This is a genomic window from Serratia inhibens (assembly GCF_003591175.1).
GTDB lineage: Bacteria > Pseudomonadota > Gammaproteobacteria > Enterobacterales > Enterobacteriaceae > Serratia > Serratia inhibens.
The window spans coordinates 1-25,739 of sequence record NZ_QYYG01000006.1; the positions used below are offsets into that span (position 1 = coordinate 1).

Annotated in this window: 21 protein-coding genes and 1 rRNA gene; 5 read left to right on the forward strand and 17 right to left on the reverse strand. The window is 56.1% G+C overall.

Features of this window, described 5'->3' with window-relative positions:
* Positions 1–4 precede the first annotated feature (4 nt).
* Both rrf and D4100_RS17480 read left to right on the forward strand, forming a co-directional pair.
* Positions 5–120, forward strand: a 5S ribosomal RNA gene (gene rrf / locus D4100_RS17475).
* Positions 121–547: 427 nt separating this feature from the next.
* The gene (locus D4100_RS17480) at positions 548–1,858 is read left to right on the forward strand and encodes an MFS family transporter (RefSeq protein ID WP_119804871.1); all 1,311 of its coding nucleotides are present in this window, start codon (positions 548–550) and stop codon (positions 1,856–1,858) included.
* 1 nt (position 1,859) lies between these two features.
* On the opposite strand, the gene D4100_RS17485 is transcribed toward D4100_RS17480, so the two are convergent.
* The 5 genes from D4100_RS17485 to trxC all read right to left on the reverse strand — a co-directional run bounded on the left by D4100_RS17485 (position 1,860) and on the right by trxC (position 7,828).
* Complete coding sequence (locus D4100_RS17485; RefSeq protein WP_119804872.1) at positions 1,860–2,192, reverse strand: YfiM family lipoprotein; 333 nt, start codon at positions 2,190–2,192, stop codon at positions 1,860–1,862.
* 79 nt (positions 2,193–2,271) lie between these two features.
* Positions 2,272–3,627, reverse strand: coding sequence for a CDP-diacylglycerol--serine O-phosphatidyltransferase (gene pssA / locus D4100_RS17490; RefSeq protein WP_199685703.1), 1,356 nt, complete (start codon positions 3,625–3,627; stop codon positions 2,272–2,274).
* 153 nt (positions 3,628–3,780) lie between these two features.
* Entirely contained in the window at positions 3,781–6,429 is a 2,649-nt protein-coding gene (locus D4100_RS17495; protein ID WP_006318613.1) for a bifunctional acetate--CoA ligase family protein/GNAT family N-acetyltransferase, read from the reverse strand.
* A 33-nt stretch (positions 6,430–6,462) separates the two neighbouring features.
* On the reverse strand, positions 6,463–7,167 hold the full coding sequence (locus D4100_RS17500; protein ID WP_006318611.1) for a tRNA-uridine aminocarboxypropyltransferase: 705 nt from the start codon (positions 7,165–7,167) through the stop codon (positions 6,463–6,465).
* 241 nt (positions 7,168–7,408) lie between these two features.
* Entirely contained in the window at positions 7,409–7,828 is a 420-nt protein-coding gene (trxC, locus tag D4100_RS17505; RefSeq protein ID WP_006318609.1) for a thioredoxin TrxC, read from the reverse strand.
* 208 nt (positions 7,829–8,036) lie between these two features.
* Between trxC and D4100_RS17510 the strand changes: the two genes are divergently transcribed.
* Positions 8,037–9,125 (forward strand): tRNA/rRNA methyltransferase, encoded by a 1,089-nt coding sequence (locus tag D4100_RS17510; protein WP_006318608.1) that lies wholly within the window; start codon positions 8,037–8,039, stop codon positions 9,123–9,125.
* A 123-nt stretch (positions 9,126–9,248) separates the two neighbouring features.
* Here D4100_RS17510 and emrB read toward each other — a convergent pair whose 3' ends face one another.
* The 6 genes from emrB to D4100_RS17540 all read right to left on the reverse strand — a co-directional run bounded on the left by emrB (position 9,249) and on the right by D4100_RS17540 (position 15,788).
* Positions 9,249–10,784 (reverse strand): multidrug efflux MFS transporter permease subunit EmrB, encoded by a 1,536-nt coding sequence (emrB, locus tag D4100_RS17515; protein ID WP_006318607.1) that lies wholly within the window; start codon positions 10,782–10,784, stop codon positions 9,249–9,251.
* 17 nt (positions 10,785–10,801) lie between these two features.
* Entirely contained in the window at positions 10,802–11,974 is a 1,173-nt protein-coding gene (gene emrA / locus D4100_RS17520; RefSeq protein ID WP_006318606.1) for a multidrug efflux MFS transporter periplasmic adaptor subunit EmrA, read from the reverse strand.
* Between the two features lie 25 nt (positions 11,975–11,999).
* The gene (locus D4100_RS17525) at positions 12,000–13,451 is read right to left on the reverse strand and encodes an efflux transporter outer membrane subunit (RefSeq protein WP_119804874.1); all 1,452 of its coding nucleotides are present in this window, start codon (positions 13,449–13,451) and stop codon (positions 12,000–12,002) included.
* Between the two features lie 28 nt (positions 13,452–13,479).
* Positions 13,480–13,998, reverse strand: a complete 519-nt coding sequence (gene mprA, locus D4100_RS17530) for a transcriptional repressor MprA (RefSeq protein WP_006318604.1) — start codon at positions 13,996–13,998, stop codon at positions 13,480–13,482.
* 193 nt (positions 13,999–14,191) lie between these two features.
* On the reverse strand, positions 14,192–14,464 hold the full coding sequence (locus tag D4100_RS25610) for a hypothetical protein (protein ID WP_147417758.1): 273 nt from the start codon (positions 14,462–14,464) through the stop codon (positions 14,192–14,194).
* Positions 14,465–14,588: 124 nt separating this feature from the next.
* Positions 14,589–15,788 (reverse strand): MFS transporter, encoded by a 1,200-nt coding sequence (locus D4100_RS17540; RefSeq protein ID WP_119804876.1) that lies wholly within the window; start codon positions 15,786–15,788, stop codon positions 14,589–14,591.
* Positions 15,789–15,892: 104 nt separating this feature from the next.
* On the opposite strand from D4100_RS17540, the gene D4100_RS17545 reads away from it, so the two are divergent.
* On the forward strand, positions 15,893–16,768 hold the full coding sequence (locus D4100_RS17545) for a LysR family transcriptional regulator (protein WP_006318600.1): 876 nt from the start codon (positions 15,893–15,895) through the stop codon (positions 16,766–16,768).
* A 33-nt stretch (positions 16,769–16,801) separates the two neighbouring features.
* Here the strand turns inward: D4100_RS17545 and proX (D4100_RS17550) are convergent, their stop codons facing one another.
* The 6 genes from proX (D4100_RS17550) to D4100_RS17575 all read right to left on the reverse strand — a co-directional run bounded on the left by proX (D4100_RS17550) (position 16,802) and on the right by D4100_RS17575 (position 24,005).
* Positions 16,802–17,803 carry a glycine betaine/L-proline ABC transporter substrate-binding protein ProX gene (gene proX, locus D4100_RS17550; protein ID WP_006318593.1) on the reverse strand — a complete coding sequence of 334 codons (1,002 nt, stop codon included), beginning with the start codon at positions 17,801–17,803 and terminating at the stop codon, positions 16,802–16,804.
* 34 nt (positions 17,804–17,837) lie between these two features.
* Positions 17,838–18,833 (reverse strand): glycine betaine/L-proline ABC transporter substrate-binding protein ProX, encoded by a 996-nt coding sequence (gene proX, locus D4100_RS17555; RefSeq protein ID WP_006318592.1) that lies wholly within the window; start codon positions 18,831–18,833, stop codon positions 17,838–17,840.
* Between the two features lie 62 nt (positions 18,834–18,895).
* Positions 18,896–20,029: a glycine betaine/L-proline ABC transporter permease ProW gene (gene proW, locus D4100_RS17560; protein ID WP_119804877.1), complete on the reverse strand. Its 1,134-nt coding sequence runs from the start codon at positions 20,027–20,029 to the stop codon at positions 18,896–18,898.
* Positions 20,022–21,224, reverse strand: coding sequence for a glycine betaine/L-proline ABC transporter ATP-binding protein ProV (proV, locus tag D4100_RS17565; protein ID WP_119804878.1), 1,203 nt, complete (start codon positions 21,222–21,224; stop codon positions 20,022–20,024). Before proV ends, proW begins: the two co-directional genes overlap by 8 nt.
* A 416-nt stretch (positions 21,225–21,640) precedes the next feature.
* Positions 21,641–22,327, reverse strand: a complete 687-nt coding sequence (locus D4100_RS17570; protein ID WP_119804879.1) for a response regulator — start codon at positions 22,325–22,327, stop codon at positions 21,641–21,643.
* A gap of 52 nt (positions 22,328–22,379) precedes the next feature.
* Positions 22,380–24,005, reverse strand: a complete 1,626-nt coding sequence (locus tag D4100_RS17575) for an ATP-binding protein (RefSeq protein WP_006318588.1) — start codon at positions 24,003–24,005, stop codon at positions 22,380–22,382.
* A gap of 325 nt (positions 24,006–24,330) precedes the next feature.
* Here D4100_RS17575 and D4100_RS17580 point away from each other — a divergent pair, with 325 nt between their 5' ends.
* Complete coding sequence (locus tag D4100_RS17580; RefSeq protein ID WP_119804880.1) at positions 24,331–25,686, forward strand: 2-hydroxycarboxylate transporter family protein; 1,356 nt, start codon at positions 24,331–24,333, stop codon at positions 25,684–25,686.
* Positions 25,687–25,739: the final 53 nt, after the last annotated feature.

Below are 25,739 nucleotides of genomic sequence, written 5' to 3' on the forward strand. Positions count from 1 at the left end.
TTTGCCTGGCGGCAATAGCGCGGTGGTCCCACCTGACCCCATGCCGAACTCAGAAGTGAAACGCCGTAGCGCCGATGGTAGTGTGGGGTCTCCCCATGCGAGAGTAGGACACTGCCAGGCATCAAATAAAGCAACAAGCCCTACGTGAAAGCGTAGGGCTTTTTGTTTTATTTATTTTTTGGTGTTCTACTCGAGCATGGGCATGCGAAAAGCCCGTCGGGAACGGGCTTCAACGCCGCTTGCGGCGGCCCCGAAGGGGTGAGTCTCAGGATGAGACGAGTATTGTAGGACACTGCCAGGCATCAAATAAAGCAACAAGCCCTACGTGAAAGCGTAGGGCTTTTTGTTTTGCAAAAAACAGACTGTAATCTTCTCTTATTTCATTTCACTATTTAATATTCATCACAAAAACTGCGCTTTGCATCCTGTTTTGCCAGATATCCTTCGCCTGCTATCAGGTTTAATTGTTAACTTAAACATAACAACAAAGTAATAATTAAACGGCAGGACGCCGACTTCACTACTTATCTGGCTCGGAGAAGACAATATGACAGAAACAACCTCGGTCATTGGGGATGGGGATGCCGCCGACCTGGCGGTTCAGGATAAAAAGCAGCGTATTTTCGCTATCGTTGGCGCTTCATCGGGAAACCTGGTGGAGTGGTTCGATTTTTACGTTTACTCTTTCTGCTCGATCTATTTCGCCGCTTCGTTCTTTCCCGCCGGCAACAGCACAACCCAACTGCTGCAGACCGCAGGCGTCTTTGCCGCAGGCTTTTTTATGCGCCCGATTGGCGGTTGGCTGTTCGGTTATATTGCTGATAAACATGGCCGCAAAAATTCGATGTTGATTTCGGTCTGCATGATGTGCGCCGGATCGCTGGTGATCGCCTGTTTGCCAACCTATGACTCGATCGGCAGTTGGGCGCCGGTGTTATTATTGGTTGCTCGGTTGTTCCAGGGCCTGTCCGTTGGTGGTGAATACGGCACCAGCGCTACCTACATGAGTGAAGTGGCAATCAAGGGAAAGCGTGGGTTCTATGCTTCTTTCCAATATGTGACGCTGATTGGTGGCCAATTGCTGGCGCTATTGGTTCTGGTCGCGTTGCAGCAAATCCTTTCTACAGAAGAGCTAAAAGCTTGGGGCTGGCGCATTCCGTTTGCGCTGGGCGCAGTATTGGCGGTAGTTGCGCTGTACCTGCGACGTTCGCTGAATGAAACCTCCGATGCGAAAACCCGCAATCATAAAGATGCCGGTTCGCTGAAAGGTTTGTGGAAAAACCGTAAGGCGTTTCTGATGGTGCTGGGTTTTACCGCCGGCGGTTCATTGAGTTTCTATACCTTCACCACCTATATGCAAAAATACCTGGTGAATACCTCTGGCATGGACGCCAAGCTGGCCAGCGGTATCATGACTGCCGCATTGTTTATTTACATGCTGTTGCAACCATTGGTAGGTGCGTTCTCGGACAAAATTGGCCGTCGTAGTTCAATGTTGGTCTTCGCTTCGTTTGCCACACTGATGACGGTGCCTATTCTGATGACGCTGAAAAACGTGTCCAACCCTTATGCAGCATTTGGATTGATAGTTCTGGCGCTGTTTATCATCAGTTTTTACACGTCGATCAGTGGGTTGTTGAAGGCTGAAATGTTTCCGCCGGAAGTTCGTGCACTGGGCGTCGGGCTGTCTTATGCGGTGGCTAATGCGATGTTTGGCGGTTCTGCCGAGTATGTTGCCCTGTCGCTGAAGTCGTTCGGCGTGGAGAACGCTTTCTTCTGGTATGTTTCCGGTATGTGTCTGCTGGCCCTGATCGTTTCGCTCAAGTTGCATCGCAAGGGGAAAGAGGTGCAGCTGTAAATCAGCGAGCAGCGTGATACAGACTATAGCCGGTCGCTGCTCCTGCCACGTCCCAGGCAAAATCTTTCCAGCTCCAGCCGGTGCCGCCTTCGCGACTGTCATACAGTTCTTTGGCGGCACCGAGCCCAATGGAGAACATCAGGCCGAAACTGCGGCTTCTGGCCTCGCTCCAGTTTTGGTGATCGCCATAAGCGGTACCGGCGGCAGCGAAGGCCGCTGAGGCGACGAAATGCTGCGCCTTATCTTTACCTGCCCAGTTGTCGTTTGCCACATGAGTGCAGCCGCCAGTGAGAAGCAAAAAGGGTGGGACAAGCAAGAGGCGGAATGGGCACATAATGAAAACATCCTGTTGTCATGGCGTACAAAAAACCCCAGCCTTGGCCGGGGTCCGTGATAACTGAATTATAGCGGGATTACAGTATACGGCTAATCAACCGGTCAATACGGATACGGCGCAGGCGACGGATCAGCTTGCGCACTTTGACCGGATACTGCTGAATAGTTTGCAGTTCAAGATAGTTGCCTACCACGGTGGTATGGGTGCGGATACACTCCAGTTCTTTGTGGCGTTGTTCGCGCATCTCCTGTTTCGGATCGTGGATCAGAATGGCATTCTCCAGATCCAGCCGCCAGGCGCGCGGGTTGAGGTTGTTACCGGTGATCAGCTGCCATTCGTCATCTACCCACATACCTTTCAGGTGATAGCTGTTATCGCCGTCTTTCCACAGGCGCACAATCAGCTGGCCGGTATCGATATAACGCTGCAACCGGCTGAGAAAGCGGCGCAGGTTAATTTCGTACAGATAAGGCAGCGCACCGATAATTTTGAACGGCTGATCTTCAGGAATATAGAAGTCGTTGGCGGTCTTATCGCCGACGATGATTTCCACCTGTTTACCCTGGCGCAGCAGATAAATGATATTGCGTACCAGCAGCGCCGGCAGGTTGAAATAGGGGGTACACAGCGTCAGTTTCTGATCGGCGCAGGACATCAGATGATGAATGGTTTTATTCAGCACGCTTTGTTTACCCAGCCCAACCAGCGGTGTTACCGCCAGCTCATCGTTGCCCGCGTTGTTACGGAAGTGATAACCGGCACGGCGCAGAGCGAAGCGAAACAGGCGAGTCTCGTTTTTGATCTCAGGGCTTTTCGGACGATCGTCGCGATCCAGGCGCTGTACCGCACCAGCGGCCAACAGGTGCTGTTTGATGTAATCGATCAAGGTATCGGCCAGAGCGCCGTTAGTGATCAACTGGTAACGATCGTAACGGTATTTCTCGTGCTGATGCAGGTAAACGTCATTGATACTGGCACCGCTGTAAATAACGGTATTATCGATAACAAACCCTTTCAGGTGCAGCACCCCCAAGGCTTCTCGGGTATTTACCGGCACGCCGTAGACCGGAATTTGCAGCCCCGGGTGCTGGTCTGCCATCGAACAGTACCAATCGGCATTGGTATTGGCGGCCGCGGCGCCAATGCGCCCACGCTGGGCGCGATGCCAGTCGACCAAAATGCAAATCTCCAGTTCCGGACGCTGTTGCTTTGCCTGATAAAGCGCATTGAGAATGTCGCGCCCGGCGTCGTCATGCTCCAGATACAGAGCGACCAGATAGATGCGATGGGTGGCGTTAGCGATCAATTCCAGCAGCGTAGTGCGGTAATCGGACGGTGTGTACAAGGTACGGACATCAGCTACCGTTTGGGGGAGTTTTGGCAGTTGTGCAAGGTGTTGTTGATGTTTGCTACGTTTAAATTTTGACAACATCACAGTGCGCTTCTTCTCTCATGATTAGATGGCCGGAACGCCAAATACGGAAAAACAATAAAACGAATAATCAGGCGATAATACCACTAGTTGTCCCGATTGTGCGTATGTTTTGGCGTTAAGTGGTGGATTCGTAGCGCATTGCGACACAGGTCACTGCGCGTCGCCAGCCTGCAGCGGCAGGGTCAAATTGACGATCCCGTCCTCAAGTTGCACATCAATGCCAAAGCCCAGCCGTTGTGCCAAGGCAATCATGCCGCGGTTATTCGGCATGGTGATGCCGGTCAGACGGGTCAGTCCGTGAGCGCGGGCATAGGCGATCATCTTTTCCAGCAGTTGGCGGCCGAGGCCCAGCCCTTTCAGATCAGAGCGCACCAGCACGGCGAATTCCGCGTCGGTATTGTCCGGATCGGAAAGCGCACGCGTTACGCCGATGATTTGCTCATCGCGTACGGCGACAAAAGCCATCTCCCGATCGTAGTCGATTTGCGTCATGTTAGCCAAATCGTCATGGGTAAACTCGTTGATCTCACTGAAATAGCGGTAGTAGAGATCTTCCTTGGTCACGCGATCGATAAAGTGCTTCAGCGCCGGCTCGTCCTCCGGCAGAATTGGCCGGAACAAGCACTGCGAACCATCTTTCAAGCGGATAGCTTCTTCCAGTTCATGGGGATAAGGGCGGATCGCCAGCCGTGCCTGCGGATCGCCCTCGAAAGGCGCAATTTGCATGGAAACGTCCAGCAGCGTGAATTCGCTGCCAGAGGCCAACACCGGGTGGATGTCCAGCCGGGTGATTTCAGGGCAGTCGAGGATCAGGTTAGATACCTGCACCAACAGACGGCTCAGCCCGGGAATATCCAGCGGCCGCAGTGCGCTGCGCCCACGGATCTTTCCACCCTTAACCGCCTGCAGCACCAAATAGCGTGCCAGCGCCATATTCAGCGGCGGCAAGGCTACGGCGACCTGGTTTTCCTGCCGCCATTCGATCCCCCCTTCGCCCAGCATGATCAGCGGACCAAAAATAGCGTCCTGCTCTACTGCAATACGCAGTTCCTGCGCTCCGGCACGGTTGGCCATGCTTTGCACCAGCAGGCCGTGAATGCGGGCCTGCGGATAGGTGCGTTTTACGCGATCGAGAATAGCGTCCGCCGCACGCTGAACCTCGGTGGCGGTACGCAGGTAGAGCATAACGCCCTGAACCTCTGATTTATGAGGAATATCCGGCGAGCGCAGCTTCAGCGCCACCGGATAACCGATTTGTTCGGCGATGTGCACCGCTTCGGTACTGTCTTCGGCAATCCAGGTGGGCAGGGTGGTCAGATCGTAGGCCTGCAGAATGGATTGCACTTCGTGGGTATCGAGCTGCGTAGCGCCTTCGGCCAGCGCCTGATGGATGAGCCTATGCGCATCGGCGGTGTTGGCCGTAAGGCCGATCGGGAGCGCCGGGGTCTCTTTCAGCTGCTTCTGGTTACGGCGATATTCCACCATATGCATAAAGGCGGTCACCGCGCCTTCCGGGGTGCGGTAGGTCGGGATACCCGCCTCGGTAAACAATCGCCGGGCTTCTTGCGAAGAGTATTCGCCGCACCAGTTGGTGAGCAGCGTGATGCGTTTACCGCGCGGGTGCTGGCGCACCGTATCGATAATGCGTTCAGCGGTGGCGGTGCCCGGGGCTGCCGCGCTTGGGGCGTGGATCAGCAGCAGAGCATCGTAGTCGTGGCTGTCGAGCAGCGTCTTGACCGCCGCCAGATAACGTTGCGGCGTGGCATCATCACGTAGATCTATGGGGTTACCGGCGCGAATAGACTCCGGCAAAACCTCGCCGAGCTGCGTCAGGCTCTCTTCCCCCAACTGCGCCAGCTTGCCGTTGCGGCCTAGCAGTTCGTCTAACGCCATCGCTGCCGGTGCAGCGCCGTTGCTGACGATCATCAGCCGCTCACCGCGCAGCGGATGCATATGGCTCAGGGTTTCCACCGCTGAGAACAGTTCGTGGGTGTCCTGAACGCGCAATAACCCCGCACGCTGGATGGCGGCATCATAGGCCGCGTCCAGGCCTTGCTGGCTGTTGAGCAGCAGTTGGGCTTGTTGGCTGCGGCCGCTTTTGATCACCAGTATCGGTTTATTGCGCGAAGCGCTGCGCGAGGCAGACAAAAAGCGGCGTGCGTCGCTGATGTTTTCCAGGTACAGCAAGATGGCGCTGGTTTTACTGTCGCGAGCCAGAAAATCCAGCAGGTCGTCGACGTCAATATCCAGGCTGTCACCCAGCGCGATAAAATAGGAAAACCCGACCTCGCGTTGCTGGGCCCAGTCGAGAATGGTATTGGCGACGGCGGCCGACTGTGAAATAAACGCCAGTTTACCCTTGAGGATCGGTACCGGTGAGAAACTGGCGTTGAGGCCTTGCCAGGGGGCCAGCAGGCCCAGGCTATTCGGCCCAAGCAGGCGCATCGAGTAACGTTGCGCGCAGGCTTTCAACTCGGCGAACTGTTCCGGTGGGGAGGAGAGCACAATGGCGGTTTTACAGCCGCGTTTGCCCAGGGCCTCAATCAATGCCAGGTTGCGTTGTGCGTGGGTGCAGAGTATTGCCAGATCCGGCGTCAGCGGCAGGCTGGCGACGTCCGGGTAGGCCATCACGCCGCACACGGCCTTATAACGCGGCGTGACCGGCATTACCGGCCCGCTGAAGCCACCGGCCAGCAAGTTGCTCATCATCAGATTACCGGCGCGGCCGGGCTGTTGTGAAGCGCCGAGAACGGCAATCGATTTAGGACGTAAAAGCGCTTCTAACCCTCGCTGGCTCATGCACGGCTCCTTTTGGCAACGTTACCCCTGATTCTAGGCGTTTTGCGGCAGCTTTGCTGTGACCGGTGCCTCCGGGCGCGTAGGTTTCCCGGCCAGATATTGTTGACGGAAATAACGAAAATGCTGGTTCAACCCCTCAGATGCGGCGGCATCGCCGGCCTGTTGCAACAACGCCGCAGCCACTTCTGCCGTGCAGTGTTGCTCGGTGCGGCTGGCTTCACGCAACTGGTAATTCGAAGCGGCGGTGACATTGAGCGAGAACACCGGGAATGCGTTCAGATACGGGCTCTTGCGGAACATCTTGCTCGCCTCGGTCCAGGTGCCGTCGAGCATGATAAACAGCGGCGGTTTGCCACCGGCAGGCAGTTCGCTGAACACCGGCCGCTCAGGAGCGGCGTAGGAGGCGGGGAAGACTACGTAAGGTTGGCGTTGCGGATCGTTAATCGCCTTCAGCAACTCGGGGTCGACCTCGGTGCGCGACCAGAGGAACGCTTGGGTATCCGGCAGGATATCGGCTATCAGGCGGCCGGTATTGCTTGGCTTCAATGGTTCCGCACCAAACATGATCAAACAGAAACGGCTGGCCGCCGGCTGTGGCTGGATGGTGTCGCACAGGCAGTTTTTATGGGGCAGCAGGCAGCCCTGACAACGCGGTATGCGATTACCGCGCGCCAGAAAAGGGCGGGTAGAGCGTTCCAGACGAAATTGGCGCAGGCGGAGTACGGCGTTGTCAGTCATAAATATCCTGGGGAAAACCGCTATTGTAGCGCAGAAAAAAGCCCGGCGGGAGCGCGCGGGCCAGTTCGAATTGCGCCAGTATCGCCCGCAATGGGCAACACCGCCTATACCCTATGGATTTCAAGTTGCAGCTAGGCGCCCAGCTCACTCACCCAGGAGCTTACTTAGGTAAGTGACTGGGGTGAGTGAGTGCAGGTAACAACGCTGCAGCTTGAAAGGCGACGGGTATATACTTTCTGCGTTAAACTAGTTCATTGAGCCAGTTATCGAACGGCGTTTTCGGCATCGCACCGTTGAGCATATCGACCATTTTGCCTTCACGGAACAGCATGATGGTCGGAATGCTGCGGATACGGAAGCGGGCGCTCAGTTCCGGTTCGGCTTCGGTGTTCACCTTCACGAAGCGTACTTTGCCGGCGCGCTCTTCGGCAACGTCTTCGAAGACGGGCGCAAAGTTGACGCAGGGGCCGCACCACGGCGCCCAGAAATCGACGACTACCGGCAAGTCATCCTGCAGCAGTTGGTCCAGCGTGGCTGCGGTAGCGTTGATCACTTCGCCGTCAAATAACGGGTGGCCGCAGCGGCCGCATTTCGCGCCGTCCGACACTCGTTCTTCAGGTACGCGGTTGGTGGCATTGCAAGCTGCACAGACTGTATTCATGTTTACCTCGGAGACTGAGAAAGCATTCCACGCCGCAGTCAGGTTGCGGAGTTGTTTCTTTAATGCTGGTTATTATCGGTAAAAACGGGGCATTGAACAAAGAGGTTTGTTCAATGGATACGATAGTTGCTAGCTTTTAGCGCAAGTAGGTGGCTTAGCACCCCAACATCAGGTAATCTTCGCGCCCTGCGCGTTGGTGGAGAAGACAATGAACGATTCATTTAGTGGCAAAAACGGTAAAGTTAAAGTGATGTACGTCCGCAGTGACGACGACAGCAGCGACGACCGTAACAAGAATAAACGTCCGGCCGGCAAAGGCCGTCCGGCTGACGGTGCGCGCTCGGGCCGTACCGGTCAGGACAAGCCGCGTGGCAATAATGATCGCCGTGGCTCCGATTCTCGCCGCAGTGAAAGCGATCGTCCTCGCCGTCCGGCGCATACTGAAGACCGTGGCGGTTATGATTCGCCGTGGAAAACCGTGTCACGCGCCCCGGAAGAAGAGCCGGCGTTCGATCACGGTGGCATCAGTGGCAAAAGCTTTATCGATCCGGAGCAGTTGCGCCGCCAACGTGCGGAAGAAACCCGCGTCTACGGTGAGAATGCCTGTCAGGCTCTGTTCGCCAGCCGCCCGGACGCCATTGTTCGCGCCTGGTTCGTGCAGTCCGTTACGCCGCGTTTCCGCGAAGCGCTGCGCTGGATGGCGGCTAACCGCAAAGCTTACCACGTGGTGGATGAAGAAGAGCTGGCGAAAGCGTCCGGCACCGAACACCACGGCGGCGTGTGTTTCCTGATCAAGAAGCGTCAGGGTCTGGATGCGCAAACCTATCTGAAAGAAGCCCCGGCGAAAGATTGCGTGCTGGCGTTGGAAGAAGTGGGCAACCCGCACAATCTGGGCGCTATCGTCCGTTCTTGCGCCCACTTTGGCGTGAACGGCGTGCTGTTGCAAGATCCGGCGGTGCTGGAATCCGGTGCGGCGGTGCGTACTGCCGAAGGCGGCGCGGAGCACATCAAGGCGATTAACGCCGATGACTTCCTGTCGGTGCTGGATACCTTCCGCAAAGCGGGTTACACCATCGTCACCACCTCAAGCCACAAAGGCACTCCGTTGGCGCAAGCCAAGCTGCCGGCCAAAATGGTGCTGGTGCTGGGCCAGGAACGTGACGGCCTGAGCGACAGTGCGTGGCAGCAGGGGGATATGAGCGTGTCCATCGGCGGTACCGGTAAGGTGGAAAGCCTGAACGTATCGGTCGCGACCGGCATTTTGCTGGCTGACTGGTGGCGTCAGAATCAAGCGTAACGGTTAGAAAACCGGAACCTTTGAAGCCGCTGTGTCATGGGAGGCAACTCGTAATTCGCAGGGTATCATCGGGAATATAAAGAACGGGCGCCTCAGAAGGGCGCCCGTTTTGTTTGGTGAGATTCAGTGAGCGCCGCCGCCGCCACCGCCGGAGCTGAATGGCGGTTTCGCCACCCAGACCAACGCCAGCAGGATCAGGAACACCCCCGCCGCCAGCCAGAAGATCTCGTTGGCAGAGATAATCAGCCCCTGCGCGGTGATCTCGTTGGCAATATAAGCCGAGGCCTGCTGTTTGCTCATGCCGACCTGTTCCAGCTGTCGGTACATCTCCTGCGACTGCGGGTTGTAAGGGTTTACAAACTCCGCCAGTTGCGAGTGGTGCTGCGACTCGCGCTGGGTCCACAGCGTGGTGGTAATCGAGGTGCCGATTGAACCTGCCAGCGTACGGGTAAAGTTCGACAGGCTCGATGCCGCCGCCATGCGCTCCGGCGGCAGGCCGGACAGCGTAATGGTGATCAGTGGCATAAAGAAGCAGGCAATGGCGAAACCCTGGATAAACTGCGGCCAGGCAGAAGCGCCAAAATCCATTCCCGGTTCAAACGTATAGGCGCGCCAATAGAAACACACGGCATACATAACGAAGCTGAAGGTCACCAGTCGCCGCATGTCGAGCCGGTTGCCGAATTTACCGATAATAGGTGACAGCAACACGGGTAACAACCCGATAGGGGCCGAAGCCAGGCCAGCCCAGGTGGCGGTATAGCCATAGACCTCCTGCAACAACTGCGGCAACAGTACGATAGAGCCGAAGTACAGCATGTAGGCCAGGCTGATGCACAGACAGCCAATGGTAAAGTTGCGCGATTTGAACAGCGACAAATCCACCACCGGGTGGTCATCCGTTAGTTCCCACACCACCAGGAACACCAGCGCCACTACGGCCACGACCGTCAGGACGATAATCTCCGTCGAGTTGAACCAATCCAACTCTTTACCCTGATCGAGCATTACCTGCAGCGAACCGATCCCGACAATCAGTAACACCAGACCGACGGTGTCGATCGGTTTGATCTCGGTTTTGGTTTCTCTGCCTTTCAGCGTCGCCATCGCCACCAGGATCACGAACAGGCCAATCGGGATATTGATGAAGAAGATCCAGCCCCAGTGATAGTTATCGCTGATATACCCGCCGAGGATCGGTCCGAATATCGGCGCCACGATCACCGTCATCGACCAGAGCGCCAGAGCCATCGCTCGTTTGGCGGGCGGATAGTTGTTCAGCAACAGGCTTTGCGACAGCGGGATCAACGGCCCCGCCACCAACCCCTGGATCACGCGGAAGAAGATCAGCATGCCCAGGCTGTTGGAAATGCCGCACAGCCAGGAGGCGAGGGCGAACAGCGCCGTGGACCAAAGGAACAGGCGCACCTCACCGATGCGCTTGGCCAACCAGCCGGTGATCGGAATGGAGATGGCATTCGCCACCCCAAACGAGGTGATCACCCAGGTCCCCTGCGAGTTGGAGGACCCGAGGTTACCGGCGATGGTCGGGATCGCCACGTTGGCGATGGTCGAGTCCAGTACCTGCATGAAGGTCGCCATGGCGAGCGCGACCGTCATCCAGGCTAACTGTGCGCCTTCAAGCGGTTTCTGTGCCAAGGTAGCCTCCCGCGCGCTTAGCCGGCATTCGCATGGATCACGTCGGCGATCATTTGATCAACCGGCGCCAGATTCAACGCCAGTGCGTTGGTCTGGTACAGCGGCTTGTCGCGTACCACGTCAGACAGCATGCGGCCATCCAGATTGGTGGTGTCCACTTTAACCAGCGTCGACAGGCCAATGCGCAGCGGATGGTCGGCAATTTGTTTGGCATCCAGCTCGATACGTACCGGTATGCGCTGAACCACTTTGATCCAGTTACCGGTGGCGTTCTGTGCAGGCAGCAGCGAGAAGGCGCTGCCGGTGCCCATATCGATGCCGACGACTTTGCCGGTGTACACCACGTCATCACCGTAAACGTCGCTGACTACGCTTGCCGACTGGCCGATGCGCATATTGGCGATCTGGGTTTCTTTGAAGTTGGCGTCAACCCAGATGTGCTCGGCAGGGACCACCGCCATCAGCGGGGAACCGGCGGCGATTTGCGCGCCCACCTGTACGCTGCGGCGAGAAACATAACCGGTGATCGGGCTGATGATTTTAGTCCGTTGCAATGCCAGCCAGGCATCGCGCATCTGCGCGGCGGACTGCTGAATTGCCGGTTGTTTCTCCAGCGGGGTATCCAGCACCATCGCCTGATTGGCGTTATATTGCTGTACCGCCACTTCCAGCGCCGCTTTGGCGCTGTCGACCGCATCACGCGCGTGTTGCAGCTCTTCGCGCCCGATGGCGTCAACGCTGCCCAACACCACGCGGCGTTTGAGGTCGTTCTCCGCCTTGCTCAGGTCAGATTTGCGCAGGGCAATATTGGCCTGATACTGCTTGCTGTTGATGATCAACTGGTGGGTCTGGCGCACGCTGTTGGCCAGGCTGGTCCTGGCGCGCTCCAACGCCTGTTCGGCATCGGTCGGATCGAGCGTCAACAGGACATCGCCTTGTCTCACGTAGTCGGTGTTATCGAAATTGACGCTGTTTACGCTGCCGTTCACCTGCGCCATGATCTGCACCTGGTTGCCGGATACGTAGGCATCATCGGTTTCCTGGTGATGACGCAGTACCAGGAACCAATACACTAAATAAGCCACCCCAATAACAATGAAAATAACCGTCAGCAACAGCAGCCAAAACTTGCGCTGCTTCTTTTTGCCGCTCGGCTGCTGCGGGTTTTGAGTCTCCGCGCTTGCGCTCATGGTGTTCTCCAAGCTCTCTATTTTATTATGCTTTTGAATCCGCTATGGCCGGGGCTTGATAGCCACCGCCCAGCGCGCGGATCAGTCCTATCTTCGCCTGCAACAAATTGCTGCTGGCCGTCAGTTCCGCCTGTTGCTGCTGCAAGAGCTGCGTCTGGCTGGTCAACAGTTCGTCGCGCCCGATAATCCCTGCCTGGTATCGTGCGTTTGCGACTCGGTACACCTGCTGCATCGATTGGGACGCGGATGCCGCCTGCAGCTGCTGTTGCGCAGTACTTTGCTGGACGGTGATGGCATCGGCGGTTTCCTGCACGGCATTCAGGATGGTTTGGTTATAGGATTCGACCGCTTCGTCATACAGCGCGGACTCCTCGCCCAGCTTGCTGCGCAGTGCGCCGGCGTGGAAGATCGGCAGCGAAATCGCCGGCATCACGTTCCAGGCCTGGCTGGCCGCTTCAAACAGATTCGGGCTGGTGCCACTGGTATTGGTGGTGGTCAGACCGGCAAAGGCTGAAATGGTCAGGCTGGGGTAAAATTCTTTACGCGCGGCGTTGACGCGCTGGTTGTAGGATTCCACCAATTGACGCTGGGCGGCGATATCCGGGCGTTTACCCAGCAGATCGGCGGTCAGTTCGCCTTTTGGCGCCATCAGCGTATTGGCGGGCAGCGCCACCGGGCGCAGGTTTTGCATGGCGCTCGGGCCTTGGCCGGCGAGGGCCGCCAACTGGTGTTTCAGCTGTTCAATCTGCGACTGCAACTGCAGGATCTGTTGTTTGGCGCTGTCGGCCTGCGCCTGGGTTTGTTGCGGAATATCAATACCGGTGATGCCGGCTTTATATTGCCGCTGGCGTAGTTCTGTCAGGCGTTGGTTGTTGTCCACTTCCTGTTGCAGCAGTTTTTCCAGCGCGAAGTTGCTCTGTAACAGGTAATAAGAGGAAGCCACCGAACTGGTCAGCGTCAGTGCCGCCTGTTCCTGCTCGGCGCGGGCCGCATCGACCTGGGCCTTGGCGGCGTTGACCTGGTTGCGGTACTTGCCCCACCAGTCAAATTCGTAGGCCAGGTTCAGCCCCAGCGAGTTGGAACTTTCATAGATTGGCTTATGCGGATACCCCAACCCCATATTGACGTTTTGCGGCACGCGTTGACGTTCAGTGCTGGCGTTCAGATCCAGATTCGGACCGTTGGCCGCATTAGCCTGGCCCATGACGCTCTGCGCTTCACGCACGCGGGCAGCGGCCTGGCGCAGCGTCGGCGAGCTTTGCAGCGTTCGGGTCATCAGGGCATCGAGCTGCGGATCGTTAAGTGCACGCCACCACTGCGGACTGACGTTCAACGAGCTGACTTTCGGCTGCGACAGCTGCAGGCTCTGCGAGTCCATCAGTGTGGATTGCGGGGCAATATTATCGGTAGACGCACACCCGGCCAGCAGCAATACCGCGAACAGCGGGGTGAACCTCCAGTTAAATGGGGATCGCATAAGTAAGTACCTGAACAGAAATTGTGAATTAGGATAACTGTTCTGTGATTTCCATTTGATCCAGACGTGCCAATAGTTTGCGCGTCAGCTTTTCAAGCTGTTGCTGTTCATCATTGTTCAGCGTGGACCACAGGAAATGCAGACATTTGTGCTGCGGTGGCAGCAGTTGACTGAGAAACTCTTCGCCCTGGGGCGTCATATGCAGATGCAGGCAGCGGCGGTCATGGTCGCTTTCCCGGCGCTCAATCCAGCCGCGCTTTTCCAGCTCATCGGCAATACGCGTAGCATTGGTGCGCGAAGAACCCAGAGCAGAGCTTAGCTCAGAAGGCTGAATGCTGTGATTTTCCTGCGCATCCAGGGTAATCAGCGCCATAAACAATGTTTCGTTAATCCCTTGTGCCTTGAGCATTTTATTGCGATTTTCCAGCAACTTACCTTGCATGTGCATGCACAGCCGGGTCAGCAGAATTTCCTGATAAGGGAAATCCTTCTGACGTTTTGCGCGAAAATTAAGCATTTGTTCAATGGGAGTAAACGAGCTTTCCATAATTTAGGGCCTCATTAATTTCGTTCGAGATAGTAACGATAGTGATTAATAATGTAAATGTTCAGCAGAGTGAATAATTTAGCTATTCGTGTCATTTGTCAGTTTTTTGTAAATGACTCACGCCCGAAAAAAGCTTAAGCGTGATATGACGCACAAAATAACCGGTTATTCCGTCTGAAAACCATAAATAATTTTAATGGTATACCAAAGGTCTCTGCGCCGATCGGCCTAGAGAAAATGATGTTTTGCTGCGATAAAAGCGTAGACCCTGCGTGATAAAACCGGCCGGTAGGGGCATGACTAGCGGGGCGAAGGATACCTGCAAGACGTAAACTCGCAGCGACATGCCGAAGGCAAAGGCCACCGACATAGAGCCGATGATGGCGGCTAAACCGTCGGCGATGCCGTTGAAGAAGCTGGAACTGGCGGCAGGGGAATTGACGTTTTCTGCAGTTTGGTTATGCATGTGTTGTTCTGATCGCAGGGTATATAGGACATCAATAGTTTATGCCCAGAACATTACCAGAGAGTGAGTAACGTTTATACCCTGCGGCGCTAATAAATTTCCAATATTATTATTCGCGTGCTAATCAGATCGCTGCCGGTCCCTGCGGGTCGTGATGTTTGCCGCGCCACCAGACCAGCAGATTCAGCACGCACAAAACGCCTCCCGTGGCGGCGACGCCCAACCACCCTGCGTGCTGATAGGCCGAAGCGGACAACAGCGAGCCGAGTGCGCCGCCGATAAAATAGCTGGTCATGTAGCCGGCAGTCAGACGGTTACGCGCTTCCGGCATAATGCGGTACATCACGCTCTGGTTGGTGACGTGGACGGCTTGCACCGCCAGATCGAGGATCAGAATACCGGCGATCAGTGCCCACAGCGATTGTGCAGCGAAAGCGATGGGGATCCACGACAGCAGCAGCAGCACCAGGCCCAGGGTAGTGGTCAACCCGGCCTTGCCCTTGTCGGCCAGATGCCCGGCACGGGAGGCGGCCAGCGCACCGGCGGCACCCACCAGGCCGAACAGACCGATCACTCCTTCGGAATAACCAAACGGCGGCGCAGCCAGCAGGAAGGCCATTGAGGTCCACAGCACGCTGAAGTTGGCGAACGACAGCGCGCCAATCGCGGCGCGGGTGCGCAGCAGCGGCGTACCGTAAAACAGGGTAAAGATCGATTTCAGTAACTGGGGATAATTCAGACCCGAATGCAGTTTGTAACGCGGCAACGCACGCCACAGGATCAGAGCCATCAGGATCATCAGCCCGCTGGCCACCCAGTAAATGGTGCGCCAGCCGCCGATCGACGCCAGCGCCCCAGCCACGGTACGTGCCAGCAGGATGCCGAGCAGCAGGCCGCTCATGATGATGCCGACGGTTTTGCCGCGCTTTTCCGGATGAGACAGGGTTGCGGCCAGCGGGACCAGGATTTGCGCTACCACCGAGAACAATCCGGTAAGCGCGGTACCGAGGATCATCATCGGTAAGGTGGTTGAACTGGCGGTGATCAACATGCCGCCGGCTGCCAGCAGCGTCATGAAGACGATTAACCCGCGCCGTTCAAACATATCGCCGAGCGGGACCAGCAGCAGCAAGCCAACGGCGTAACCCGATTGAGCGGCTGTGACGATAAAACCGGCCTGATTGACCGACAGCTCAAAGTTCTTGGCAATGGTTTCCAGCAACGGCTGCGCATAATAATTACTGGCGACGGCCAGGCCGGTGGCGATAGCGATCAGGACAATCAGCGCCGGGCTGAGGCCCGGATGTGGATTTTGTTGGTTCATGAGGGCTTAGTCACAAGAAGAAGTGATGCGAAGTATCGGGCAGGACAGCACATGAAACCAATGTATAATTTTCATTTGATTAATCTCCTTTTGCGATAGATGCCATGAACCTGAAACAGATCCGCTTTGCACTGGCGGTAGCCGAAGAGCAGAGCTTTACCCGTGCGGCGCAACGCTGCCACACGGTGCAGTCGGCTCTCAGCCATCAAATTGCCAAACTGGAGGAAGAACTGGGCTGCGCATTGTTTGAACGCACCTCGCGTCGGGTCAGGCTGACCAGCGCCGGACAGGCGTTTATTCTGCCTGCGCAGCGGCTGCTGGCGGCCAAACAATCGCTGGTGGAAGAAGTGGTGGCGGCCAACGGCACGATTTCCGGTACCTTGACCATCGGGACCATCTCCACCATAAACGCGATTGATCTGACCGAAAAACTGAGCAAGTTTCATCGCCACTATCCGGCGGTTAACATCAGATTGTATGTGGGCATGAGTGAGGAACTGCTCGAGGATGTTCGCCAACAGAAAACCGATGTGGCGTTTGTCGGGATCTGGCCGGGGGATATCGATATGCTGCCGGTATCCCATCGTCAGTTGACCGATGAGCCTCTGGTGGCGCTGGTGGCAGCGCAACATCCTTTGGCCAGCCGCCAGCGGGTCAATCTGCAAACCCTGTCGGAAGTGCCGCTGGTGGATTTTTACAGCGGTACCGGCGCCCGGCGTCAGACCGATCGCGCGTTTCAGGCTGCGGGTATCAAGCGGCATATCAGTTTTGAAATCGATCATATTGAATGGCTGGAGAATCTGGTACAGCGCGGATTGGCGGCGGGCATTGTGCCGATCTCGACGGCGCAGCGTCTGAGCGCGCTGGTGTCGATCCCGATTGAGGATGGCCCGCGGCGGCAGGTGTATTGCGTATGGCCGCAGCAGCTATCGAGAACCGCCGAGCGTTTTTTGCAGTTCAGCGGGATTGAACTGACGTAATAGGGGGCGCAGCAACCTGCGCCCCGCAGGACGTTATTTCTTCGCGGCTTCCGCAGCGGTTTTCACCCAACCGTCGAAGGTCGCCTGGTGCGCCTTGATCCAGCCGTTAACATGGCTTTGGATATCGGCGTCGGACGCCTGGCCTTCATGCATCCGCAGATTCTGCGCATTCACGTCGGCAATCGGCAGCTTCATAATGGCGAACAGCTTGGCGGCCGCCGGGTTGGCTTCTGCCCATTTTTTGTTGGCGGCGATGCGCATGGTGTTCACCGGGAAACCATAGTTGGCGCCGTTCGGCAGCTTGGTATCCACATTTTTCTGCTCGCCCGGCAGGGAAGAGAACGGCACTTGCAGCCAAACCACGTCACGCCCCGGCACCAACACGTCGCTTACCCAGTACGGTGTCCAGGTGTAGTAGAGTATCGGTTTGCCTTCTTTGTAGCGGGTAATGGTATCGGCGATCATCGCCGCGTAGTTGCCCTGATTGTGCTCGACGGTTTTGCTCAGGCCATAAGCCTCGATATGGTGGTTAATCACCGCTTCGCAACCCCAGCCCGGTGTGCAACCGGTCAGATCCGCCTTGCCGTCGCCGTTGGTGTCAAACAACTTGGCGATCTTCGGATCTTTCAGCTGTTCGACGTTGGTGATGTGGTATTTATCGGCGGTTTTCTTGTCGATCAGGTAACCCTGCGCCGCGCCGTTGACGTACACCCCTTCACGATAGAACTTGGCGTCACCACCGGCGGCCTTGTACTGATCGGCGTGCAGCGGATCCCAGTTCACCGCGAGGAAGGTGGCGTCGCCGGAGGCAATAGAGGTGTAGGCGACGTTATAATCCACTTCGCGGGTGTCTTTGACGTCATAACCGAGCTTTTCCAGCGCCTTGCTGACTAACTGCGTCTGGAAGGTTTCTTCGGAAATGGTGCTCTGTAGCGGCTGTACCGTTACGCCTTTTCCCGGTAAGTCAGCGGCGAAAACCGCCTGCGAGCCAATCAGTGTCGTAAGGGCAACCGCCCAGATTCCTGTAGTGCGCATAGTGAAATACCTTTTTTATGTTGTGAAGTCGGGGTTATTTCGCCGCCGCGGCAGCGGTGTTTACCCAGCCGTCAAAAGTGGCCTGATGGGCTTTAATCCAGCCGTCTACGTGGCGCTGTATATCGTCCGCTCCATTCTCGCCGTTGTGCATGCGCAGGTTTTGCGCGTTCACGTCCGCCAGCGGCAATTTCATGATGGCGAACAATTTGGCGGCGGCCGGATTGGCCTGTGCCCACTGCTTGTTGGCGACGATGTGTTCGTTATTGACGGCGAAACCGTAGTTCTTGCCGTTTGGCAACGCGGTGTTGCTGTCTTTCAGTGATCCCGGGCTGGCGGAGAACGGAACAGTCAGCCAGACAACGTCACGGCCGGGCACCAGTTCGTCGCTGACCCAGTAAGGTGTCCAGGTAAAGTACAGCACCGGTTTACCCTGCTTATAGCGGGTCAGGGTGTCGGCGATGATGGCGGAGTAGTTGCCCTGATTTTGGGTTACGGTACCGCTGAGCCCGTAGGCCTTGATATGGGTGTCAATCACGCTGTCGCACACCCAGCCCGGTTCACAGCCGGCCAGATCGGCCTTGCCGTCGCCATCGGCGTCAAACAGCTTTGCCAGCTTGGGATCTTTCAACTGGGAAATATCGCTGATGTGGTATTTATCGGCGGTTTTTTTATCGATCAAATACCCCTGCGCCGCATTGGTGATATAAGCGCCCTGGCGATAAAACTTCTTGTCGCCGCCGGCGCTGTTGTACATATCGGTTTGCAGCGGATCCCAGTTCACCGCCATGTAGGTGGCGTCGCCGGAGGCGATGGAGGTATAGGCGACGTTGTAATCCACCTCGCCGGTGGGCTGGACGTCGTAGCCCAGTTTTACCAACGCGCGGTTGACCAGCTCGGTCTGAAAACTTTCTTCCGCGAGTGTGCTTTGCAGCGGTTTAACCGTGACGCCTTTGCCGGGAAGTTCGGCGGCGAACGCCTGTGTGCTTAGCAATGAAGTCAGGGCAACAGCCCAAATTCTTGTCGAGCGCATAGTGTTTCCTTCGGTTTTATGGAGCGGCCGGCGCCCCCGACGGTTCGCCGGGGGCAGGGCTATTAAGGCTTTTTGATGAAGGGGCGGGTAAGCAGCCCGATCGGGCCGTGAGCGTACCAGCGGCCCATGCCTTTGCTGCGGCGATCGCGCCCCAGCGACTGGGTGAGACGATCGAGAATAATCGCCAGGATCACGATGCCGACACCGCCCACGGCGGCCAGCCCCATATCCAGCCGGCCGATGCCGCGCAGCACCATCTGCCCCAGACCGCCGACGGCGATCATCGAGGCGATAACCACCATCGACAGTGCCAGCATCAGGGTCTGGTTAACGCCGGCCATGATGGTCGGCATCGCCAGCGGCAATTGCACCTTGAACAGCAACTGACGCGGGCTGGAGCCAAAGGATTCGGCAGCCTCTATCAGATCTTCCGGCACCTGCTTGATGCCCAGAATGGTCAGACGTACGATCGGCGGCAGCGCGAAGATAATGGTGACCACCACCCCCGGCACGTTGCCGATACCGAACAGCATGACGATCGGCACCAGATAGACGAACGCCGGCGTGGTCTGCATGGCGTCGAGCAGCGGCCGTATGATCTTGGCGGCATGTTTGCTGCGCGCCAGCCAAATGCCCAGAGGCAATCCGATGACAATGCAAAAGAACAGGGCGGTCAGCACCAGCGCCAGCGTTACCATGGCCTGCGACCAGGCGCCAATCGCCCCAATCGCAATCAGGGACACCAAGGTAGCGGCACCCATGCCGAGGCTGGAGATCTGCCAGGCGATCAGTGAAAACACCAGAATGGCGATCGGAGCCGGCATGCCGAGCAGTAACTGCTGAAAGCCGCTGAGGATAAAGTCGACCGGCACGCGTATCCCCTGGAACAGCGGGCGAAAGTGCAGCACCAGCCAGTCGATGCCTTGAGTCACCCAGGAATCGAACGGCACCCAGGCCTTGTGGAACGGATCGAGCAGGTTGAAATGTTCCGGCTGGGCCGGTGCGCTGTTAAGCCAGTCAGCACCCTGAGCGGCCTGATTGGCCGCGTCGTGTGCTGCCGGTGGCGGTGCGCTGGACCAGGCATCGCTGGCGCCAGCGCCATCGGCAGGAGCTGCGGAGGCGGCGGCATCAGTCGCCGGCGCGGCGCTGGGAGCGGCAGGCGCGGTGGCCCATGGATCCTGTGTTGTATCACTCATTTGCTGGGCCCTCTTTATCCAGGGCCTGCAGCAGCATGGCCTTGGAAATAATTCCGATATAGTTATTTTCTTCGCAGACTACCGGCACCGCGCAGGGGGCCTGGGCAACCAGGGAAATCAGTTCGCTCAGCGGCATATCCGCCGGTACCGGGGCTGGGGCGTCCAGCAGGGCGTCATCCAGCGTCAGGTTGGCGGCCAGCGCCTGTTTGAGCGAATCTACCGACACCACGCCGATAAATTTCTTTCCGCGTTCAACAACATAACCATAATCGCGGTCTTCATCGCGCAGCAGCTGCAACGCCGAGCGCGGACCAAAACCGGGGGTTTTACGAATCAGGGCAACCGGGCGGCGTTTGGCGATATCCTTTGCGCTGAACACGTGGCTGATATCCACGCCGCGGAAGAAGGTGCGGACATAATCGTTGGCCGGATTATTTAATATTTCCTCCGGCGTACCGACCTGAATTACCTCACCGCCTTGCATAATCGCAATGCGATCGCCAATCCGCATCGCCTCATCCAAATCGTGGGAAATAAACACGATAGTGCGTTGATGCCGGGCCTGCAATTTGACCAGCTCATCTTGCATTTCGGTGCGGATTAAGGGGTCCAGCGCCGAGAAGGCTTCATCCATCAATAATATGTCCGGATTATTCGCCATGGCGCGGGCCAATCCCACACGCTGGCGCATCCCGCCGGAAAGTTCATCGGGATAAGAGTGCGCATAATTCTCCAGGCCGACCTGTCGCAGGGCTTCCAGGGCTTTTTCCTGACGCTCCTGTGGCGGTATTCCGGCTAATTCCATGCCGAAGGCGGTATTATTCAATACGTTCATGTGCGGCATTAAGGCGAATGACTGGAACACCATGCTGATCTTATTTCTGCGTACGGTGCGCAGCGCACTGTCGGATATTTTCGAAATATCCTCACCGTCAATCAGCACCTGCCCGCGAGTGGGTTCTATCAGACGATTGAGAAGGCGTACCAGGGTGGATTTTCCTGAACCGGAAAGCCCCATGATGACAAATATCTCGCCTTCTTCAATGGCCAGAGAGGCGTCTTTCACGCCAAGCGATAATCCGGTTTTTTCAAGCAGTTGGTCTTTTGTCAGACCTTTCTCAATCAGTTTGAACGCTCGTTCCGGATGTTCGCCAAATATCTTATACAGGTTCTTTACTTCGAGTTTAATTGCCATGCAATTTGCTGTTTCCTCTGATGAATTATCAAACGATAAAAACGTCCTAATAGAAAATAATAGTCGCCTATACCCTAACACAGTGAAGATCTGAGACAACCCTCAATGTCCCGGAATGAGAATATTGGCGGTTTACATAGGCCTGTCGATTAGTTATGGTAGCTTGGCCCACGTTCAATTATGGTCAGGGTATTTATGAATTATATTTCTCGTTGAAATTTGATATTTCACAGGAATAATGGCAAAAAAATCCCGTTTTATTTCCCCTTCAGACTGCCGTTCAGACAATAAAAAACCCGACCATAGGCCGGGTAAAAGTCATCAGTATTTCATCAGTATTCAACGACAGGTGCCGATATCGAGGGGGATATCGTCGCAAGCAGTGTACGCCCTTTATATGACAGCCATATTGCAGCTTAAGCTTTGCGATACAGGCGGCGCGGATGGCCGATATTGCCGTACATCATCTCCACGCGCACGAATTGGCTGGCGACGCAGTATTCCAGGTAACGTCGGGCGGTGGTTTTGCTGATGCCGACCTGCTCGACGACGTCTTCCACCGCGTGCGCGACCTCCGGTCGGTTGATAAACAGCGCCTGTACCAGCTCCAGCGTATTGGCTTCGATGCCTTTGGCGCTCGGTTCGCTGGAAAACTGTTTGGATTGCAGGTTATACAGCGCGTCGACGCTGCTCTGGTCTATCACTTTGAAGCTGCGCTGGGTTTGCACAAACTGCATAAAACGCTCCAGCGAGTTACGCAGCCGCTTGTAGGACACCGGTTTGATGATGTAATCGAAAGCACCGTTGCGGATCGCCTGGCTGCAGGTATTCATATCGCTGGCGGCGGTAATAAAGATCACCGAACACCCGGGGTTTTTCACCGCCGGCTCTTCCATCAGTTCAATGCCCTGGCCGTCCGGCAGAAAGTTATCCAGCAGGATCAACCGTGGCTGGTGCGCCTTGACTTTGGCCCTGGCTTCGGCCAGCGTGGCGGCATGAGCCACCACCCGCAGAGCAAAGTTCTGCTCTATGAACTCTGCGTGCAGCGTCGCCAGCTGCGGCTCATCTTCCACGATCAAAACGTCCAGTGCTTCGTGTTGCATAATCGGGTGCTCAAGACTGTTATAAGGTTTTTAGGTCTCTATCCGTCGTCTTTCAAACTTCAGCATTGTTGCTTGCGGCTCGAAATTCATAGGGGATAAATAAGGAAAATATGGCACCGTGCGGATCGTTGTCCGACACTTCTATGCTGCCGTGCGCCTGCGCCACATGGCTGGCGACCAGATGCAGGCCGATACCGTGGTCGCCTTTGTCATCTTTGGTGGTGACGCCCTGTTCAAACAGCGTATCGCGCACCTCCGCCGCAATGCCGGTGCCGCGATCGGCCACTTCAATCACCAGCTCATCGCTGCTGTCGCTGATATAGAGTTCTACCGCTTCGTGCGGCGCATCGCAATGCAGCGTAGCCTCTACCGCATTATCCAGCAAATTACCGATGATCGACATCAGTTCGGTTTCGTTCAGCGCCGCCGGGATCTGCCGCAGCTGGCAGGCGGGATCAAAGCGCAATTCGACGCCTTTTTCCTTCGCGCTGGAGTATTTGCCCAACAGCAAGCCGCACAACGCGGCCGAACTGAAACGCTGAGAGATGAAATCGAGGATCTCCTGTGCGCCTTCCGATTGAGCTTCTACATAACGGATTGCCTCGTCGTAACGCTGCATATGCAGCAGCCCGGCGAGGGTGGCGGTCCAGTTCAGTTGTTCATGGCGCATAATGCGCAGGTTGTCGGCATAGCGCTTGACCTGGCTTAGCTGGCTGCTCAGGGTATTGATGTCATTTTTGTCGCGGAAGCTGATCACCCAGCCTTGCAGCACATCTTCTTGCATGATGCGTACCCGGCTGGCGATTACCCGCACGTGGTTGAAGCGGCACACTTCATCGTGAGTGTCGTGCCGCAGTTGCGACGCACCGAAGAAGTCAGGCTGCGACTGGATCACTTCGCCGATTTCACGGCCCATCAGGGTGCTGGCGGGTTGCCGCAGATCCAGCAGTTCGCGCGCCGCGTGGTTGATGGTGATGATCCGCAACTGGGGATCGACGGCAATAACGCCTTCGTAGATCGCTTCCAGCAGGGCTTTTTGCTGGCGTACCAGCAACGCAATTTCTTTGGGCTCTAGCCAGAACATTTGGCGTTTTAAATTTTTCGATAGCAGCCAGGAAAAAATAAACAGGGCGATTAACAACAGTACAATGGAACCGACGATCTGCGTCAGGGTTCGCGCATTCAAATTGTCGATATGTGACTTCAGATAGCCAACCGAAACAATGCCGATGACATGATTATTTTCATCCAGTATCGGTGCTTTGCTGCGCAATGAAATGCCGATACCGCCTTTGCGGATCGAAATAATGCTTTTCCCTTCCAGGACTTCCTTATTATCGCCGCCGACCATCGGCGTGCCGAAGCGATTGGCGTATTCAGAATGGTAAAGATGCCTGGCGCGATTATCGCCGATGACAATATAACTGGCATCGCTGCTGGCGCGTATTTTCTTCATCAGCGCAGCGATTTGCCCGGGGTCGTTTTTTTCCACGGCGCTGACCAGGGAGGGGATCAACGCAATCTCCCGCGCCTGTACCTGCGCCCTCGCCCCAAGGTCGCGGTGCAACTGGGCATCCAACTGATGGTAGGTATAGGCGCCGATCAGCGTCAGCAGCAGACAGGAGAAGGCGACCAGGCACAGGAACAGTTTGATTTGAAATGAGAGTTTTACGCGCATGGCCGGGGTTCACCGTGAGAGATCCTGAGCGCTTACCCTATCATGAGTCATGATTAATGTAATATTGCGCCCGATCAAGTTGTGATCGCAGACACGGGATTATACTTGCCGGGTATTGCTATTCAACGGCTGCGATAAAACGGATAAACTTTAAATAAAAATAACATTAACACCATTAAAACCACGCTGTATTTTACATAATCCCAATTAACACCATAGAAACCATAACCACCATTAAAAACCCTTTTTAATTTTGAACAAAATCACAACAGATAATCCGTGCGTTTCTCTATGATGGCCGAACAAACTAATAAGAGGCCAGATTATGAGCACAACAGATGATTCTTACCTCGTCGCCAAAGACAAAACGGCTGAAATACCGCTGAGAGAAAAATGGTGGCACATACTGGACAATTACAAAGTAGGGATTATTCCGTTACCGTTCTTTATTCTGGCCGGCGTACTTATTTTACTGGATTGCCTGGAAGGAAAATTACCGAGCGATATCGTGGTGATGGTCGCCACGCTGGCTTTCTTTGGCTTTGCCTGCGGTGAGTTTGGCAAACGCCTGCCGCTGATCGGCAAAATGGGGGCGGCGGCGATTTGCGCCACCTTTATTCCTTCCGCATTGGTGCATTACGGTCTGCTGCCGGACGTTGTGGTGGAATCGACCACCAAATTCTATAAATCGACCAATATTCTTTATCTCTATATCTGCTGCATTATCGTCGGCAGCATTATGAGCATGAACCGTCAGGTTCTGATTCAGGGGTTCCTGCGGATCTTCGCGCCCATGCTGTGCGGTGAGATTGTCGGCATGCTGGTGGGGATGGCGGTCGGCATGGCGCTTGGGCTGGAGCCGTTCCAGATCTTCTTCTTCCTGATCCTGCCGATCATGGCCGGTGGCGTCGGCGAAGGGGCTATACCGCTGTCGATGGGGTACGCGGCGATCTTGCATATGGAACAGGGCGTGGCGCTGGGCCGTATTTTGCCGATTGTCATGCTCGGCAGCCTGACCGCCATTATCCTTGCCGGCCTGCTCAACCAGCTCGGCAAACGCTATCCGCACCTGACCGGCGAAGGCAGCCTGATGCCAAGCAAGCAGGGTGACAGCGATATGGCCGCCGTGGATAAAATCAGCGGCAAGGTGGATGTCAGCACCATTGCCTGCGGCGCTTTGCTGGCTATTTTGCTGTACATGGTGGGGATGTTGCTGCACCGCATGATTGGCTTGCCTGAACCTGTCGGCATGTTGTTTGCCGCCGTGGCGGTGAAGCTGGCGCACGGCGTGTCGCCGCGCATTCAGGAAGGTTCGCAGGTGGTGTATAAATTTTTCCGCACCGCGGTGACCTATCCGATTCTGTTTGCCGTCGGCGTGGCGATCACCCCGTGGCAGGAACTGGTGAACGCCTTCACCCTGCAGAACCTGGTGGTGATTGTCAGCACCGTCTGCGCGCTGGTGGCGACCGGCTTCTTCGTCGGCAAGAAAATTGGCATGCATCCCATTGATGTGGCGATTGTCTCCTGCTGCCAGAGCGGGCAGGGCGGCACCGGTGACGTCGCTATTCTTACCGCCGGCAACCGCATGTCGCTGATGCCGTTCGCCCAAATTGCTACCCGTATCGGCGGTGCGATTAACGTCTCGCTCTCTCTGCTGGTACTGGCCAAATTTTTCGCATAATAACCAATAAGACCCAAGCATTTCTTTGCCTTTCCCCGCCCCCGCGGGGATTT